Here is a 17,040-nt window from a genome sequence, read left to right as displayed (position 1 = left end):
ATTGATAATACTATCATGCAAATATATTAAAACTTCAGGCGTAATTGCATCTGTAAGTCTGCTTTTTTATTATTTCGTATCAAGTCATATCCGGAACCTATTTCATTACGATCATAATACATTGTCTGTCCTAACTTCCCTATAATCATCCAATGTGTATTCAGATCATAGCGCAGATTGATTGCCAGACGTATTCCTTTACCTTGAAACGAAGGAGTGTAAAAAGTATAAAGCAAACCTTTTTCTGCAATGTATACACGGGTATCATAATTATCGGTATGAAAGAAGCTTCCTTGTAGTTCAGCCCTTAGTGGAATACAGGATAAACGGTAAGCTATCATTTGCGTAATCTGATAACCCTGTCCGGCTACTTCCCCTGAAGAATGAAAGTTATTATAATCAACCGTTGTGCGAAGGGAAAACAAATTATCCGGTGAATAGTTCAGCCGGTAACGCAACCGATGATGATACGTTGGCAGGGTAATTTCACCATTCGTTCCGGTCACATCTCTTTCTTTTCGTTTATAACGATAATTCAGATACATAGTAAGTTCTCTTCGAGGAGTAAAGTTCATTTGTAATACTCCATCAACACCCTGCGAAGGTTTACTTATCCTGTACCTCCACCAGGGAAAAGAAAATAAATCTATAGATGCAAAGAATTTCCAATGACGGAAAGGAGATATTTCACCGGCAAGATACCAGCCATTTTCATTCTGCACATTACTACCTTCACCAAACGAACGGGCAAACATTGCCCAATAATCATGTGTATAATAACGATGTATTAACAATAAATTGGCCCCTTGTACAGGAGAATACTGCAATTTATTTAAAAGAGCAAATCCATTTTTACCAATAGCCGCTTCTCCCTGAAAAGAAAAACGATGCCAACGATATCCATAATCCAGTCCTACATTATAAAACCTGTTACCATGAATATTATATTTGGAATACTGTCGCAGTTCGGGTTCAAAAGGATGATCAAAAAAGTAGTAAATACCAGTCAATCCCAATTTCAGGTGATTATTTGTATAAGTCATATTTCCACCTGTTAATTGCATTGTGAAAACATTCTTTTTATCAGCCTCCTTCTGACTACGATGTAAACCAGTCTTATAAATAGAAGTTATTTCACCTTCCTCTATCACTCCATCCATACTGCGATGTGAATAAAAAGCAGATAATACCAGATGTTTACTTAGTTCTACAGCAGTAGCTACTCCCCGAAAATAATTATATTCATCCGTAGAAGAATGTTTTCGTATACCTCCGTTCCGGAATGTCAATGAAGAAAGATAAATACTCTTTCCCATAAGAAAATCAGTATTCACTACCAACCCTTGACCAAAGCTTAACCGATAGTTGCCTAAAGCCAGAGTTTTCAACCGTCCTATTTTAGTTATTAACAAGTAATATGAATAGTAATCATAGCCCTGTTTATTATGTAATGCACCAAAAGGTTCACCCGCGTCTTTTTCTCCGGTTATACCGGCATAAACATTCTCACTATACCGAAAGCCATATCGCAGAGAGTGGTACATAGAGGGTCCCAAATAAGTTTTTTCATATCCCTTACGTGTATAGAACGGAATATCCAAACGAGTTAACACTTCATGTTTACCATACCTAAGCACATCCTTTAAACGGGGCAAAGACTCTTTCTTATCAACAGGTTGTACACAAACAAAAGGAAGTAAATAATGAATAGTCCGACGATCCATCTCTTCTACCAACTGTAATTCATAAATGGTTTGCATCTGCCCGTGAATATAAACATAAGCCAACAGGTTCTCAATCTGAATATCAGATAGAAAAGGAAGCTGCTCCAACTGTTCTTTGGTAGCGGTATTCAGATTGACAGGTTGCTGAATACGTTCAGAAAGTTCTTCAATCTTATCTTCCCAATTCATCTCTTCACCGTCATCGTTATTAACCGAAATATCCTCAATTACCTCCTCCAGAATATCCACAGAAGGCTTCTGAGCTTTATTAACAGGTATTATCAACAAGAGGTTAATAACTAAAAACAGCCGAAAAAGGCATGTGCTTTTCATTCATTTTTACTTTTGTCAGATAGCGAAGATACTTTAAATAGGTTAACACTACAAGGAATTGAACAAATAATAAAATAATCTTGTAATTTTGCGACATGAATACAAGACCTAACATAGTAATACTTACACTGTTTGCTCTGTTTCTTTCTTTCCAGTCCGTTCTGGCACAAGATAAACAAAGCAGAGGAGGATACCTTGTTCCGGTTTGTATTTATGAAGGAGATACCATACCCTGTGTACAACTACCTACCGTTTATATTTTTAAGCCATTAAAGTTTAAAAATGATAAAGAACGCATGGAATATTATAAGTTAGTAAGAAATGTCAAGAAGGTATATCCCATAGCCCGGGAAATCAATCGTACCATACTCGAAACTTATGAATATCTGCAAACTCTCCCAAATGAAAGAGCACGTCAGAAACATATTAAAAGAGTAGAAAAAGGTCTCAAAGACCAATATACTCCCCGGATGAAGAAACTCTCTTTTGCACAGGGGAAATTGTTAATAAAACTGGTAGACAGACAAAGTAATCAAACCTCTTTTGAATTAGTAAAAGCCTTTATGGGACCCTTCAAAGCAGGTTTCTATCAAACTTTTGCCGCTCTCTTCGGTGCCAGTCTTAAAAAAGAATACGACCCGAATGGTGAAGATAAACTCACCGAACGGGTGGTGATATTGGTGGAAAACGGACAAATTTAAAATAGTGATAAGTGGTTTAGTGATAAGTGATTAGTTCCATGTGGTATATTCGCGCAGCTTACTAATCACTTATCACTACTCACTTATCACTAATTTTTAGCTTCTTAAAGAGGTCCCATATTACAATCCCCGTCGTCACAGATACGTTCAGTGAATGTTTAGTACCATATTGGGGAATTTCTATACAACCATCCGAATGGTTAATAACTTCCTGTTGTACCCCTTTCACTTCATTTCCCATAACGATGGCATATTTCTTTGTCTTATCCAGTTCCAGTTCATCCAGCATGATACTACCTTCAGCCTGTTCCACCGAATAAACAATATATCCTTCATTTTTAAGGTTATCAACAGCTTCAACAGCGTTATTAACATACTTCCAGTTAACTGTAAATTCGGCACCTAAAGCTGTCTTATGCATTTCCGGATGTGGAGGAGTAGCCGTAATCCCACACAGATAAATACATTCAATACGAAATGCATCTGACGTACGGAACACAGAACCAATATTATGCAAGCTCCGGATATCATCCAGTACTACTACCAAAGGCAGTTTATCCGCTTCTTTAAATTCCTCTGCACTTATCCGGTTCAGCTCGGTTATTTTCAATTTTCGCATGTTCATATCCTTATTATTTCTTAGCTACTGCAAAAGTAATTCTTTTCTGTTAACACACCTGTTTATAACCGTTGAAAACCTGTCAAAACTTTAAGCAAAGATTTTGAAAACTAACTCTTGCATTATTCAGAAGAAGGTATAAGGAAGACTCATAATGAACAATACAAAAAAGTTAATATAAACTTTCAATGCATTCTTGAACATATTTTTCAGCACTTATTACCCTGTTTATATCCATAAAGTTTTTAACTTTGCACTTTATCAACAAGGTGTTAATACAAATTGAGAGATAGCTTATTATCAGCCAATAGCCTCTTTTCAGTCCGTTCATAATATACTGATAACTGTGTATTGGAGACTAATAACTTATCTGACAAGAAAAACAGCTTTTATTTGCTAACACTATTAACAGCCTATTATCACTAACAAAGGATTTTTCTTTAAAAAGGAGAGAAAATAAAATTATTATGAATGAACTCATAAAAGCTATTAACGAGCTGAAAAAAGAAAAGAATGCAGTTATTCTGGGTCACTACTACCAGAAGGGTGAGATACAAGATATCGCCGACTATGTAGGCGACAGTCTGGCATTGGCTCAATGGGCTGCCAAAACAAAAGCGGATATCATTGTGATGTGCGGTGTTCATTTTATGGGTGAAACGGCAAAGGTGCTCTGTCCTGAAAAGAAGGTATTAGTGCCTGATATGAATGCAGGTTGTTCATTGGCCGATAGTTGTCCGGCAGATCAGTTTGCACAGTTTGTCAAAGAGCATCCCGGATATACGGTGATATCCTATGTCAATACAACGGCTGCTGTGAAAGCTGTAACCGATGTAGTGGTAACTTCTACCAATGCAAAGCAAATAGTAGAAAGCTTTCCCAAAGATGAGAAAATAATTTTTGGTCCGGATCGCAATCTTGGAAATTATATCAACTCAGTTACGAACCGGCAGATGTTATTGTGGGATGGTGCCTGTCATGTGCATGAGCAGTTCTCGGTAGAAAAGATTCTGGAGCTGAAAGCACAATATCCTGATGCCATCGTACTTGCGCATCCTGAATGTAAGAGTACAGTATTGAAACTGGCAGACGTTGTAGGTTCTACAGCTGCCTTATTGAAATATGCTGTTAACAGCAGTGAACAACGATTCATTGTAGCTACCGAATCGGGTATTCTTCATGAGATGCAGAAGAAATGCCCGGAAAAGACGTTTATTCCCGCTCCACCGAATGATAGTACCTGTGCATGTAACGAGTGTAGTTTTATGAGACTAAATACGCTGGAGAAGCTCTATGAGTGTCTGAAGAATGAGTCACCGGAGATACTGGTTGATCCGGAAATAGCAGAGAAGGCGGTAAAGCCGATAAAGCGGATGTTGGAGATTTCGGAGAAATTAGGATTATAAAATCAAAAAAAAAGAATGGCTTGCTGTTATTAAAGCAAGCCATTCTTTTTTTGAGGGTTATTTGATAAATAGTATTTTAGTTGCTATTCCTTCTTTACCATCTGCATCAGCAGCCAATACAAAATAAACCCCTGAAGGAACACGTCTTCCTTGCTGATTCTTTCCATCCCATGTAAATTGTCCACCAACAGAAGTTCCGGCATAAATAAGTTTACCACTTACATTGGTTATTTTTATATCCGTATCCTGCACAAGTCCGGTTACGGTGACGACCCCTGTATAATCAGGTTTTACAGGATTAGGGAATGCATATACATCTTCTTTTTTAAAACTACTTTTTGGTTCTATCGCATCACTCTGATAAGATACCAAACCTTTGCTTGTTCCTATGAAAACCTCTCCTGTATTTGGATTGATAGCAATAGATTCTATACTATTTGATAGTAACGGACTATTTTCTGTCGTAAAATGATGTATAGTTTCCAATCCGTCGGGACTTAATAAATAGACTCCATTGGTTCCTGTTCCTATCCATTTACGGTTTCCTCCATCTATGGCGATGGCATTTATTTCATCATTTTCTAATAAGAAATCCGCCAGATTGGTTCCGTCATTACGGGGAACTTTTATTTGTGTACAATAAAAATCGTCATCAAAGAACTTTGAAGGATTATTAAGAATAATTGGTCCTTGTCCGGTTCCTATCCAAATAACTCCATTTTTGTCTTCCGCAATGCAATTAATACTTTTATGATTAAGAGCTGTACCATCCTGATTGGTAAAGTTACTGACGAATTTATGCTGGTGATCAGAAACATCTTCTAAAGTATTTTTAGTATTAACACAAAATACCCCGTAATTAGCCATCCAGGCCGAAGTAACCCAAAACCATCCTCTTTTGTCAAAAAGAGTATTTTCCAAGTTATTAACGCCGGTAATTTCCGGGTAACGTAAACTTACCCATTTTCCGTCTGCTTTTAATATTTTAATTGGATTTTGGACTCCTGTTGCTTTATATCCCCCATAATTAGTCATCCAGAGATTATTATCATTGTCAAATTTGAGTCCATTGATACGTATATATGTGTCATAGCCATTACTTGATTCAAGCGGACTGTTATGCATACTGTATTGTTGAACAAATTTTCCGTTTTTGAATTCATATATTCCTTCTCCTACCGAAGCTGCAAAATAGTGTTCTGGATCATTAGGATCTTGTATGACGCAACTAATGTCTTTGTATAATTGTTTGGTTATTTCTTTTATGCCTTCTTCCTGAAAGTTATTCCAGGTATTATCTTTAAATTCCATGATAGTACCTTCGCGATCCAATCTGTTTCCTATTTGTCCTCCTCCGGCAATCAGGAGACTTTCATTTCCAAAAGTCATATAGTAAGTATAATTCCTTATGGGACTATCCGGAATGATGGATTGAATGGTTTCTTCCAATTTATTTGATTGTTCATTATACTTGTATCCCATTAATCCGCTATTATAACGACTGGCCCAGTATACACCATTACCATAAGAAAAGTCTGATACTCCTAATTGGTGATTCAGCTTATTATGTTTATCTAATCCAGAGAATATGGCAAGTGAATTATTATTTCCTGCAATAAGTTTATCTCCATAAGTATACATAAAGTTATAATATCCATTGACCAGTTGTGAATAACTATAATTTTCTTTGTTAATAAGATAGATTCCCCATGATGGTATATTTCCTATTAATTCATTATTATAGATTGATAAACAACTAAATATGGTACTTGAAGCTTTCTTCCAGTTATTAACATCCAGCAAATTATCAGTTAATAATCCTGTTAATAATCCTTCGGAAGATGCCGCATATATTTTCTCATCATCTACCGCACAAGCATTGATTTTCTTGTTTAGAATATATGCATTACTAATCTCTTTTTTCTTTAAATTCAAAACAATAATTCCAAAAGGAGTCGATAAATAGGCATATTCTTTAATAAAATAGATATGATTGATATCTTTATTTTGTGCCATATTTTTATTCATATAATCGGGCAGATTGTACACATCTTCGTCATTTACCAATAGGTCTATGTTTGCATTGGCGTATACGATGATCAGTGTCTTATAGGTACTTTGATATGCTATATAAGCTATATCCGTATCATTTAACGGATTTCCTTTCTGATAACAACGAACCGATGTATCTTCTTTATCATAAGAAAATAAACTACCGTTGCCTAAAGCATAAACCAGATTGCCTGCTGGTTCAGAATGAGTCACATTGTGATAGGACAAATAAGTTTGCCAACTTCCAATAGCATGTTGTGCATAAAATGGCATAGCAGCAAAAAGAGCAACAATGGTATATACTATCTTTTTTTTCATAAGTTAGTTATTATAAAGAGTGAAGAAATTCACAGAGCTTATTTATAGCTAACGCACGATGGCTTATTTTATTTTTTATATCGCTTCCAAGTTCTGCAAATGTTTCATTATATCCTTCCGGAACGAAGATAGGATCATATCCAAAACCAGAATCTCCCTTTTTTATAATCCCTATTTCTCCTTTTATTATTCCTTCAAACAAATATTCTTTTCCATCAATAATAAGTGAAATGGCAGTACGGAATTGTGCTTTACGATTCTTTTTTTCTTTCAAATTATCGAGTAATTTAATCATATTAGCTTCCGAATTATGACCATCTCCGGCATAACGGGCAGAATATATCCCGGGGGCTCCCTCCAGTGCTTCAACTTCAAGACCGGTGTCATCAGCAAAACAATTCATTCCATAATTTTCATAGATGAACCGTGATTTTAATAATGCATTTCCTTCCAGAGTATCAGCGGTTTCGGGAATGTCAGTATGACAATTTATATCGTTTAAGCTGAGAAGCTCTATTTGATTTCCTAAAATAGCGGATACTTCTTCTAATTTATGAAGATTATTGGTGGCAAAGACAAGTTTTCTTTTCATTCTACGTTATATTTGATATAATATATTTCACAAAAATACAGAATGAGACGGATTTTGAAAACAAATAACGTAAAACTTTGGGTTTTAATCGCATTACTTACATTGTTTTATGGATTTGCATTTATTTTTTCAGAGTTTTACGGTTCACCTTTTGGAGGCATTAAAGACTTTTGTATTCTTGCTATGCAATGGGGAGTTGTTGTAATGGGAACTATGGGGCTTTTATATGCTTTGGTATTGAATAAATACGTGTTCGCTGTTTTCTTTCCTTTATTGACTGTTTTGTGTACTCTACTGACTTATTTCAGATATACCCTCCAAGTTGCATTGACTCCGATGATCATTGACCTGGCTTTGATAAATGATGTACGTACCTGTATGGATGTTGTTAGTTTTCAGCTTATTATTTGGATTATACTGTCTCTTTGCTTTTCTGCTTTTTGTGTTTATTACAGGTGGAAATACATAAAAGTGGAAAAATGGTATTTTCATTTATTGGTTGCATTTGTATTCATAATGTTGACTAATGCATGGATACCCAGATTTATTCGTCCTGTGACAGAAAGAATGCCGTATTCTATCTATTATAATATATGTCGTTATTTAGACGAAAAAGAAATTGTTGCAGAAAAGAGGGATACTTTTAATGCATCCCAGGCTACATGTCATAGTGATTCTCTGACAGTGGTATTTGTATTGGGAGAGTCTTTGCGATACGATCATCTTCAACTGAATGGATACGAACGCAATACAACTCCACTTTTGGCTAAAGATACATCTGTAGTATCTTTCCCTGATATATATACGGAAGAGTATTATACCCATACCAGTGTTCCCCATATCCTGACCCGTGCCGACAGTATTTATCCTGAAAGAGCATACAATGAACAATCTTTTATAACTCTGTTCAAGCAGGCTGGTTATCGTACTTCCTGGATTGCCAATCAGGAATCTGTTGATACCTATGTCTATTTTATGAATGAATGTGATACATTGATTTATGCTAATAGAGGACAATCATTATATAAGTTTGATAAATGGCTTGATGGTGATTTACTGTCTTATTATGAGGATGAACTTCAACACAGAAATTCAAAGAAATTCGTTCTCTTGCATACTATAGGTTCCCATTGGTGGTATAATGCCCGTTTCCCTGATTCTTTTGAGCAATTTAAACCTGTGATTAAAAGTAGGGTTGTTTCGGCTTGTACACATGAAGAGATGATAAATTCTTATGATAACACCGTTTTATATACAGATTATGTCATCAGCCGCTTAATTGATGAATTGAAAGAAAAGAAGGCTATTTTGTTTTTCTTGTCCGATCATGGCGAAGCTTTGGGAGAAGATGGTTATTATCTTCATGCAGAAGATTATCCGATGTCGCATCGTCCGGCATGCTTTGTCTGGTATTCTTCTTCTTATGCTTTAGCATATCCTGATAAGATTCGCAATTTAAAAAATAATAAGATGAAGCGTTATAGAACAGATTTTATGTTCCATAGTATATTGGATGCTGCTGATATAGAAAGTGAATATATGAATAAAGATTTTAGTATATTGAAAGATTGATTATGAGGCGTATAGGATGGATTGATTATGGTAAGGTAATAGGAATATACTTAGTGGTATTGGCGCATACCAGTTTATTTATCCCTTTGAAAGATGGTATTTATACATTTCTTATGCCTGTATTCTTTTTTATTTCAGGGTATCTTTTTTCTTTTTCACGAAATCCTGTTTATAAAGATTTTATAAAAAAGAGGTTCAGGCAATTAATTATTCCCTATATATGGATAAACATAATTACTTATCTGTTTTGGTTGGTTTTGGGAAGACATTTCGGAGATGATGCCGGTACAAATATTCCATGGTACGAACCGTTAATCAATGCTTTATTAGGAAACGGAGGGAAATTAATACATGATATTCCAATTTGGTTTTTAGTATGTTTATTTGTAATAGAAAATTTGTTTTATTTGGTATTCAAAAGAGTAAAGCGTTTTTGGATTGGATTAATAGCTTTTATTATACTGGCTTATCTTAATTATACCTTTAATCCATACACTTTGCCTTTTAGTTTTAATACTGCTATTGTTGCTATGATATTTTATACATTTGGATATATGATGAAAGAAAAAGAATTTTTCAGAAAATCCAATGCATTGTATTTAATTGTAGCTTTGGGAGTAGTAGTAGTGGTTTCCATTATGAATGGAAGAGTAGCTATGTATAAAAACTTTTATAATAATTATTTTCTGTTTTTATTAGGCGGGATGGCTGGTATAGTTTTTATAGTCAATACGTGCCTTTATTTATCTTCATGGTTTGGCGATACCAACTGGATCAAATACCTTGCGAAGAATACTATAATCATAAGTGGATTTCATTTGATGACTTTTTCTTTTATAAAAGCTGTGATGGTTTATATTTTATGTATTCCTCTTACTGTTTTAGAAGAAAAGATAGGAGTTAATATTCTATTCAGTATTATTAGTATGATTCTTTGTCTGCCTTTGATTTTCTTTATAAACAAGTGTTGTCCTTTTATTGTAGGTAGAAAAATTAAATAATTGCTTACATATTAAATAATAGAATTATCTTTATTCTGAGAAAGTAATTTATACATTCTCAGAATTTTTTTATTATTAAAATCACCAGAGGTTTTATATTTTCCGGTTTATTTCCGGGTATTTTAAATAATTGATTTTGAAGGAAGAAAATATTTCTAAATATATTTTCATTTTTCGAAATCAATTATTTTTTTGAATGTTACTAATCTGTTTTTTGAAATCAATCAAAGTTTATTTGATATAGTAATCAAGTTTAATACGGATATTATGTGAATAATATTAAATATAGATAAATTATTGGTATACAATATCAAATATATCTGTCTTTAATTGTCTTCTAATTTTTATTTTTATAATTTTATAAAATATAACTTTAAAAATACATAATATGAAAACTAAAACACTATTCGTTGCAATTATTCTCTCTTCTTTTTGTTTGATGAGTCATGCACAATTAAAAGTACTTTCCAATGGTAAAGTTGGAATTGGTACTAATACTCCGACGTACGGTTCTTTAGAAATCGGAAAATCCGGGATTAATAATGGATTAGCCATTTACGATAGTTCGTTAACTGATGCTCTTCCTTTAAAATTATATTCTAATGGAAATTATGGGTATTTAAATTTTGGAGGAGTAGCAAAACAAGGAATAACAATAAATAAAAATGGTGGTATTGGTTTTGGGGCCGATCCTTCCATAGGATTAGATACTCCTTCGTATATTAATATATATACTTATAACAGGTGTCCATTTATGGCTTATGCAAAGTTTCCGCATGATTATGGTGATATAATAAAAGTTTATTCATGGCGGGATACCGATATGACCTATGTAGTGAGAAATGCACGGGTTAGTGGGAGTCCGTTTACTTTTTATGTGACCGGAGATGGAAGCGTATATTCAAAAGGTAGTTTGCTTACGGCTTCCGATGAATCTTATAAAGAGAACATAACTTCCATAAATAATAGCTTGAACACTATAAAGCGAATGCGTGGGGTTACATATAAACTAAAAGGGCAGGATAATGAAATGGCTACTGTAAATACTCTTCAAAGTGATGTTTCTTCCAGAGATACTTTATCCGCTCAGTCTCCTGTACCGATTGAAATCGTCAATAAGATAAAAGCTGAAAAGAAAAGAAAGAAGGCCGGTTTTATCGCTCAGGAATTGGAAGAAATATTTCCGGAAGCTGTTTATACATTACCCAATGGAAAGAAAGCCATTGCTTATTCTGAAATAATTCCTTTATTAGTGGAAGCTATCAAAGAACAACAGAATGAAATTGACGAATTGAAACAAGCTAAAAGCATTCAAACCCGATCTGCTATTAGTGATGCAGACGAGCAATCGGATGTAAACTCATTGCTGGATGAAAAGCTGAAAGCCAAACTTTATTCCAATATACCCAATCCTTTTAAGGAGCAGACTACTATTTCTTTCTTTATCCCCGAAGCATCTTCCAGAGCCAGTATCCATATCTATAACCTTCAAGGAAAACAGATTAAACAAATCAATATTGAGTCACGAGGAAATGGTTCAGTAACTATCAATGGCTATGAGTTGATTCCGGGAATGTATATGTATTCATTGATTGTAGATGGTAAAGAAGTTGATACGAAAAAGATGATATTAACCGAATAAATGTGAGGTAATTATGAATAGAATATTACAATTTACGATTTTCATGTTTTTGGGTACTTTATTGTATTCTCAGAATGTAATTATTGATGGTGTCATATTTTCCGCTGATGGGAAAACATTGATTAAGTATCCAAGAGAAAGAATAGATGAAAAATATGTTATTCCGGAGGGTACGGAAATTATAGATGAAGAAGCTTTTTTAAGTACTGCCTATTTACATGAGATAACTTTACCAACCTCGTTGAAAGAAATAAGGGATGATGCCTTTGCTGGAAGTTCTGCTACTTGCATTGTTTGGTCGAATTTTCCTGCAATAATAGGTAAAGGTATTTTTGAATATTCACATATAAAAGAATTTAGATTATCAAATAATAATTTAGATTGTTCGTTAATAGAAGGAGTTTTATTTTCTAAGGACAAGAGAGTATTACTTAAATATCCTCCCCAAAAAGATGGAGATTATTATATCGGGGAATATTCAATTCCTGAAGGAACTGAATTTGTAGAAGAAAGAGCATTTGAAAGTGCAACCTTACAACATGTCATATTACCCTCTACATTAAAAGAAATAGGCGATCATGCTTTTTGGGTTATTTCTCCTATTCCAACAAGAACTGATGATCCTTATTATCGAAGATTATGGAGAGTTACTTGCCGTACTATTACTCCTCCTCTTATTATTGGAGATCCGTTTGCGTATCCCCGTGCAATAGAGCTCTATGTACCAGATATTAGTTTTGATGTATATTATAATACTGTAGGTTGGAAAGAGTTTAAGACTATAAATGATGTAGAAACTCCTTCATCTTTAAAACTGCTACTATCTCCTACTACTTTGAAAGTAAGTTTGACTGATGGTTATTTGAATTTGACAAGTGAAAAAGAACTGTCGAGAGTAATGATCTATACTTTAAATGGTTTAGAAATCGCGAGCTATACTTTGAATGGTTATCGCTACAGTGAAGAGATTACTAATCAATTTCCGGAACTCTTTGTATTGAAAGTAATCTATGCAGATGGTACGGAAGATATTTTTAAACTTTATAAATAGTTGATGTTATGAATAAAATATTTTCGTTTATAATTTTCATATTTGGGGGTACTTTATTGTATTCTCAAAATGTTGTGATTGATGGGGTTACCTTTTCGGCAGATGGAAAGACTTTGATAAAGTATCCACAAGATAAAATGAATGAAGAATATATTGTTCCAGAAGGGACAGAAGTGATAGGTGAAAGTGCCTTTAAATCTAATTATTATTTGCGGACTATAATACTTCCATTGTCATTAAATAAGATAGACGATCACGCTTTTGTGGGCCTTTATTTAACATCTGTCACTTGGAAACATTTTCCTGAATCTATAGGAAAACAACTTTTTGGAAAAAGTAATGTATTAATATTTGACACATTGAATGATAGCGATAATTGTATATCAGTAGATGGTGTACTCTTTTCTAAAGATCAAAAGATTCTTTTACGTTTTCCAAATGCGAAAAATGGTAGCGAAGAAACCTATGAAATACCTGAAGGTACAGAAGTTGTTTCTACCAGAGCTTTTGAAGATAGTAGAATTTATAATAGAATTACTTTACCTTCTTCGTTGAAACTAATAGAAAATGAAGCTTTTGCTGTGGAAGAGCGAACTCCAACTACCCAAACGTAAGATATGGTTATTACTGGATTTGGAACGTAGTTTGTAATGCGTTAATTCCTCCTACTATAGTGGGCGATCCTTTTATTAACCATTATGAGGTTAATTTATTTGTTCCCGAAAAAAGTATTGAAATCTATCGTAGTACTCCTTATTGGCAAGATTTTCGCTCAATAAATGGGGATACTGGTATAAATACGACTCAAGTGGGAAATTCTTTTTCAAAAATTTGGATACAGAGTGGAATACTGTATTTGGAAAGTGGCAAAGAGGTTGAAACGGTAGATGTATATGATGCTAATGGAGTTTGCATCTGGAATGAATATATCAATAACAGAACGTGGGAATTGATTACTTCTAAACTATCCAAAGGATTACTTTTAGTGAAAGCTACTACTGTTGATGGTAGTCAGGAAACTTTTAAACTATCAAATTAGATTTTGTGATAAGAATGTTTGAGTAAGGAAGTTTGTAGATGTGTTATATATAAAAATAAAGAAGTCGTAAAAATAAACTTTTAATAAAATATAGAGGATTATGAATAAAATATTGCTATTTTTTATTTTCATATTTTGGGGAACTTTATTGTATGCTCAGGATGTAGTGTTTGATGGTGTCATTTTCTCGGCTGATGGAAAAACGTTAATTAAATATCCACGAGATAAAGTCGGTGAAGAATATATAGTGCCAGAAGGTACAGAAATAATAGGTGAAAATGCATTTGAATTTACAAATGTAATTAGGGTTACATTGCCTTCTACTTTAAAGGAAATCAGAGATTTTGCTTTTAAGGACTGTCGATTTTTAGAATGGGTTGTTTGGAAAAATTTTCCTAAAATAGGTAATAGCATTTTTTGGAACACCCATACTCAATTTGAAATATCTGATGATAATAAAGAGTCTGTTTTGGTTGATGGTGTTCTTTTTTCAAAAGATAGAAGGTGTTTACTACTACATCCCCCAGTTGTTAATTCCACATGTAACAATTATATTGTACCTGAAGGAACGGAAATTATAAGTGAAAGAGCTTTTGATGGTACGGAAATATCTGAAGTGATTCTACCATCATCATTACAGAGTATTGAGAATTTAGCTTTTAGAGTAAGGAGAGGGGTGTCTGTTAGAGCTCCAAATTACGACAATTATTTTTTATATTTAAAAAACCTTGTTTGTAAATCACCAATCCCTCCGTCACTTATTGGAAATCCATTTATATATCCAGAGGGAATAGAACTACGGGTTCCATATGAATATATAGAAACTTATCAGAATTCACCTGTTTGGAAAGATTTTAAGGGTGTTTATGGACTTTCTATAAATAATCAATCAGTGAAATCAACAAAGGTATGGTTAGATGGGCAAACAATGAATGTACAAAGTGATCAATTTATAGTAAAAATTCAATTGTATAATTCGATTGGTATATTGTTACATGATTATACTGTTGATAATTTATTTTATTGTTTTGATATAGATCAAACATCATATGATTTGTTGTTGATAAAAGTTAATTATGCTGATACTTCTGAGGATGTTTTTAAAATTAGTAAATAGAACAGATATGAAAAAAATTATATGTTTTTTGTTGGTAATAATTGTGGCTAATACAATATTGTATGCACAAATTGAGGGTGTAATAAAATGGGAGGAAAATAAAGATTTTACTTATCAAGAAATAGATAAATATGTCAATATTACTTCCGCATCAGGATATGTAGAAACTATTGGAGCTCCCCAATTACCTTATTGTATAAAAACATTTCTTGTACCCATAAACTCCCAAGTATCTTTACAAGTAAAAAAAGTAAAAAAGCAATTACTAAAAGAAGGTATTTTATTATATCCAGTTCAACCTCCTGTATCTGTAGGTCAAGAAGATTTGGAGTGGGTAGACCCAGATAGCCTTATTTATAATTCTTTAAATCCATTTCCGGGCAAATACGCTGAAATTATATCAGAAAAAGAAGATTTTGGTTATCATTTAGTAAAAGTTAAATTCTATCCATTGGAATATATTCCTAACAGTAGAGAATTATATATATGTGACATTACTTTTTCTTTAAATTATTCAGTTACAAAAACTGCAATATCTTCTTATTCTGTAGCGAAACAATCGGAATATTTATATCAATTAGACCAAGACTATATTCGGTCAGTGATAGACAATAAAGAAATACTAAAAGATATAGTTCCTAATATAAAAGAACTGGTAAGAAAAGAAAGTTATGTGATAAAAAACACGATACCAACTTATAATATAAGTTCTACTATTGGGATACAATTTCCAGAGTATTTGATTATTACTAATGAAGCTTTAAAAGATAATTTTCAAATATTAGCTGATTGGAAAACAAAGAAAGGAATACCGACCATAATAGAAACTGTAGAAAATATTGCTTCTGCATATCCGGGAAGTGATTTGCAAGAGAAAATACGTAACTATTTGATTTATGTGAGGCAGAATTACGGACGCTTGTTCGTGTTGTTAGGTGGTGATACTAATATTGTGCCTGCACGTATAAAAAAATCAAGAGAAGGAGGCTCTAATTGGGTTGCTACAGATTTTTATTATTCGTGCGTAGAGGGAGGAAATTGGAATTCTAATGGGAATAATATATTTTTTGAATCGACAGATTATGATAATCGTAATGATGTTGGATGGTCGTTTAAATTAGGGAGAGCACCTGTCGAAAATTTGGTAGAAGCCAAAGCATTTATAGATAAAGTTATTCACTACGAAAAGGCTGATATGAATATTGATTATTCTTATATTAATAATTCTATGGCTGCGGATGCTTTTATTACAAAAAGCGAAAATACTTTAGGTAACTTGTCTAATAGTGGAAGAGAAGAAATTGCTAATTATTATAATGGAAAAGGATTAAATCGTTGGTTAATTTATGATCACTACAATTGTAAAAGTAATACTTCAGTTTGTAATGGTAGGCATACAAATGATACATATGTAGATTCATCAAAAAAAGGAGAAGAACTGAATAAAACTAATTTTGTTGCAGCTTTACAGAATGGTGGAAATTCTGGTTTGAATCATTTTCATCTAATTTATCATATGGATCATTCATCTCCGGGAAGTATGGGTACTTCATCTAAAGATAAAAATGAATCAATATCAAATTGGGATGTTGACAATTTGGATAATGGAAGTTATTATAGTATCCTAATGTCGGGAGGATGTTTTCCTGCAGATATTACAAAAGATTGTATCGCGGAACATTTTTTAAGTAATTTGAATAAGGGAGCTGTTGCTTTTTTAGGGAATACAGATAATGGTTGGGCTGATGAATATGGTAGGTTTAATATTTTGTTGAATGAATTATATAAAAGTAATTCTAATAGTTACTATGTTTGTAAACACTGAAAACCAACGCTCGTCGGGACGGGTGGTCCCGCCCCTTGCCGCTGGGCG

14 protein-coding genes are annotated in these 17,040 nt (G+C 33.4%); 10 read left to right on the top strand and 4 right to left on the bottom strand.

Features of this window, described 5'->3' with window-relative positions; all coding sequences use genetic code 11:
- Positions 1-26 precede the first annotated feature (26 nt).
- Entirely contained in the window at positions 27-2,057 is a 2,031-nt protein-coding gene (locus HCG69_RS00065; RefSeq protein ID WP_221648320.1) for a helix-hairpin-helix domain-containing protein, read from the bottom strand.
- 95 nt (positions 2,058-2,152) lie between these two features.
- Here HCG69_RS00065 and HCG69_RS00060 point away from each other — a divergent pair, with 95 nt between their 5' ends.
- On the top strand, positions 2,153-2,758 hold the full coding sequence (locus tag HCG69_RS00060) for a DUF4294 domain-containing protein (protein ID WP_229091608.1): 606 nt from the start codon (positions 2,153-2,155) through the stop codon (positions 2,756-2,758).
- Positions 2,759-2,837: 79 nt separating this feature from the next.
- Here the strand turns inward: HCG69_RS00060 and HCG69_RS00055 are convergent, their stop codons facing one another.
- Positions 2,838-3,377 carry an RNA methyltransferase gene (locus HCG69_RS00055; protein ID WP_044094798.1) on the bottom strand — a complete coding sequence of 180 codons (540 nt, stop codon included), beginning with the start codon at positions 3,375-3,377 and terminating at the stop codon, positions 2,838-2,840.
- Between the two features lie 467 nt (positions 3,378-3,844).
- Between HCG69_RS00055 and nadA the strand changes: the two genes are divergently transcribed.
- Positions 3,845-4,783, top strand: coding sequence for a quinolinate synthase NadA (gene nadA / locus HCG69_RS00050; protein WP_007483044.1), 939 nt, complete (start codon positions 3,845-3,847; stop codon positions 4,781-4,783).
- Positions 4,784-4,840: 57 nt separating this feature from the next.
- On the opposite strand, the gene HCG69_RS00045 is transcribed toward nadA, so the two are convergent.
- The gene (locus HCG69_RS00045; RefSeq protein ID WP_221648319.1) at positions 4,841-7,153 is read right to left on the bottom strand and encodes a two-component regulator propeller domain-containing protein; all 2,313 of its coding nucleotides are present in this window, start codon (positions 7,151-7,153) and stop codon (positions 4,841-4,843) included.
- Positions 7,154-7,163: 10 nt separating this feature from the next.
- Positions 7,164-7,745 (bottom strand): non-canonical purine NTP diphosphatase, encoded by a 582-nt coding sequence (locus tag HCG69_RS00040; RefSeq protein ID WP_221648318.1) that lies wholly within the window; start codon positions 7,743-7,745, stop codon positions 7,164-7,166.
- A 42-nt stretch (positions 7,746-7,787) separates the two neighbouring features.
- Here HCG69_RS00040 and HCG69_RS00035 point away from each other — a divergent pair, with 42 nt between their 5' ends.
- From HCG69_RS00035 to HCG69_RS00005, 8 genes are all read left to right on the top strand, one after another.
- The gene (locus HCG69_RS00035) at positions 7,788-9,317 is read left to right on the top strand and encodes a phosphoethanolamine transferase (protein ID WP_182416626.1); all 1,530 of its coding nucleotides are present in this window, start codon (positions 7,788-7,790) and stop codon (positions 9,315-9,317) included.
- Positions 9,318-9,319: 2 nt separating this feature from the next.
- The gene (locus HCG69_RS00030) at positions 9,320-10,318 is read left to right on the top strand and encodes an acyltransferase family protein (RefSeq protein ID WP_221648317.1); all 999 of its coding nucleotides are present in this window, start codon (positions 9,320-9,322) and stop codon (positions 10,316-10,318) included.
- A gap of 388 nt (positions 10,319-10,706) precedes the next feature.
- A complete protein-coding gene (locus HCG69_RS00025; RefSeq protein WP_221648316.1) occupies positions 10,707-11,960 on the top strand; it encodes a tail fiber domain-containing protein in 1,254 nt (417 codons plus the stop codon).
- Between the two features lie 13 nt (positions 11,961-11,973).
- Positions 11,974-13,011 carry a leucine-rich repeat domain-containing protein gene (locus tag HCG69_RS00020; RefSeq protein ID WP_221648315.1) on the top strand — a complete coding sequence of 346 codons (1,038 nt, stop codon included), beginning with the start codon at positions 11,974-11,976 and terminating at the stop codon, positions 13,009-13,011.
- A gap of 8 nt (positions 13,012-13,019) precedes the next feature.
- Entirely contained in the window at positions 13,020-13,625 is a 606-nt protein-coding gene (locus tag HCG69_RS20595; protein WP_255585201.1) for a leucine-rich repeat protein, read from the top strand.
- 59 nt (positions 13,626-13,684) lie between these two features.
- Positions 13,685-14,050, top strand: a complete 366-nt coding sequence (locus tag HCG69_RS20590) for a T9SS type A sorting domain-containing protein (protein WP_255585200.1) — start codon at positions 13,685-13,687, stop codon at positions 14,048-14,050.
- A 100-nt stretch (positions 14,051-14,150) separates the two neighbouring features.
- Positions 14,151-15,167 carry a leucine-rich repeat domain-containing protein gene (locus HCG69_RS00010; protein WP_195351281.1) on the top strand — a complete coding sequence of 339 codons (1,017 nt, stop codon included), beginning with the start codon at positions 14,151-14,153 and terminating at the stop codon, positions 15,165-15,167.
- A 7-nt stretch (positions 15,168-15,174) separates the two neighbouring features.
- Positions 15,175-16,992: a C25 family cysteine peptidase gene (locus HCG69_RS00005; RefSeq protein WP_255585199.1), complete on the top strand. Its 1,818-nt coding sequence runs from the start codon at positions 15,175-15,177 to the stop codon at positions 16,990-16,992.
- Positions 16,993-17,040: the final 48 nt, after the last annotated feature.

It is taken from the genome of Bacteroides sp. K03 (assembly GCF_019734355.1).
Taxonomy (GTDB): Bacteria; Bacteroidota; Bacteroidia; order Bacteroidales; family Bacteroidaceae; genus Bacteroides; species Bacteroides nordii.
The sequence above is the reverse complement of the archived record's forward strand: the minus strand, read 5'-3'. Positions and strand labels throughout refer to the sequence as shown.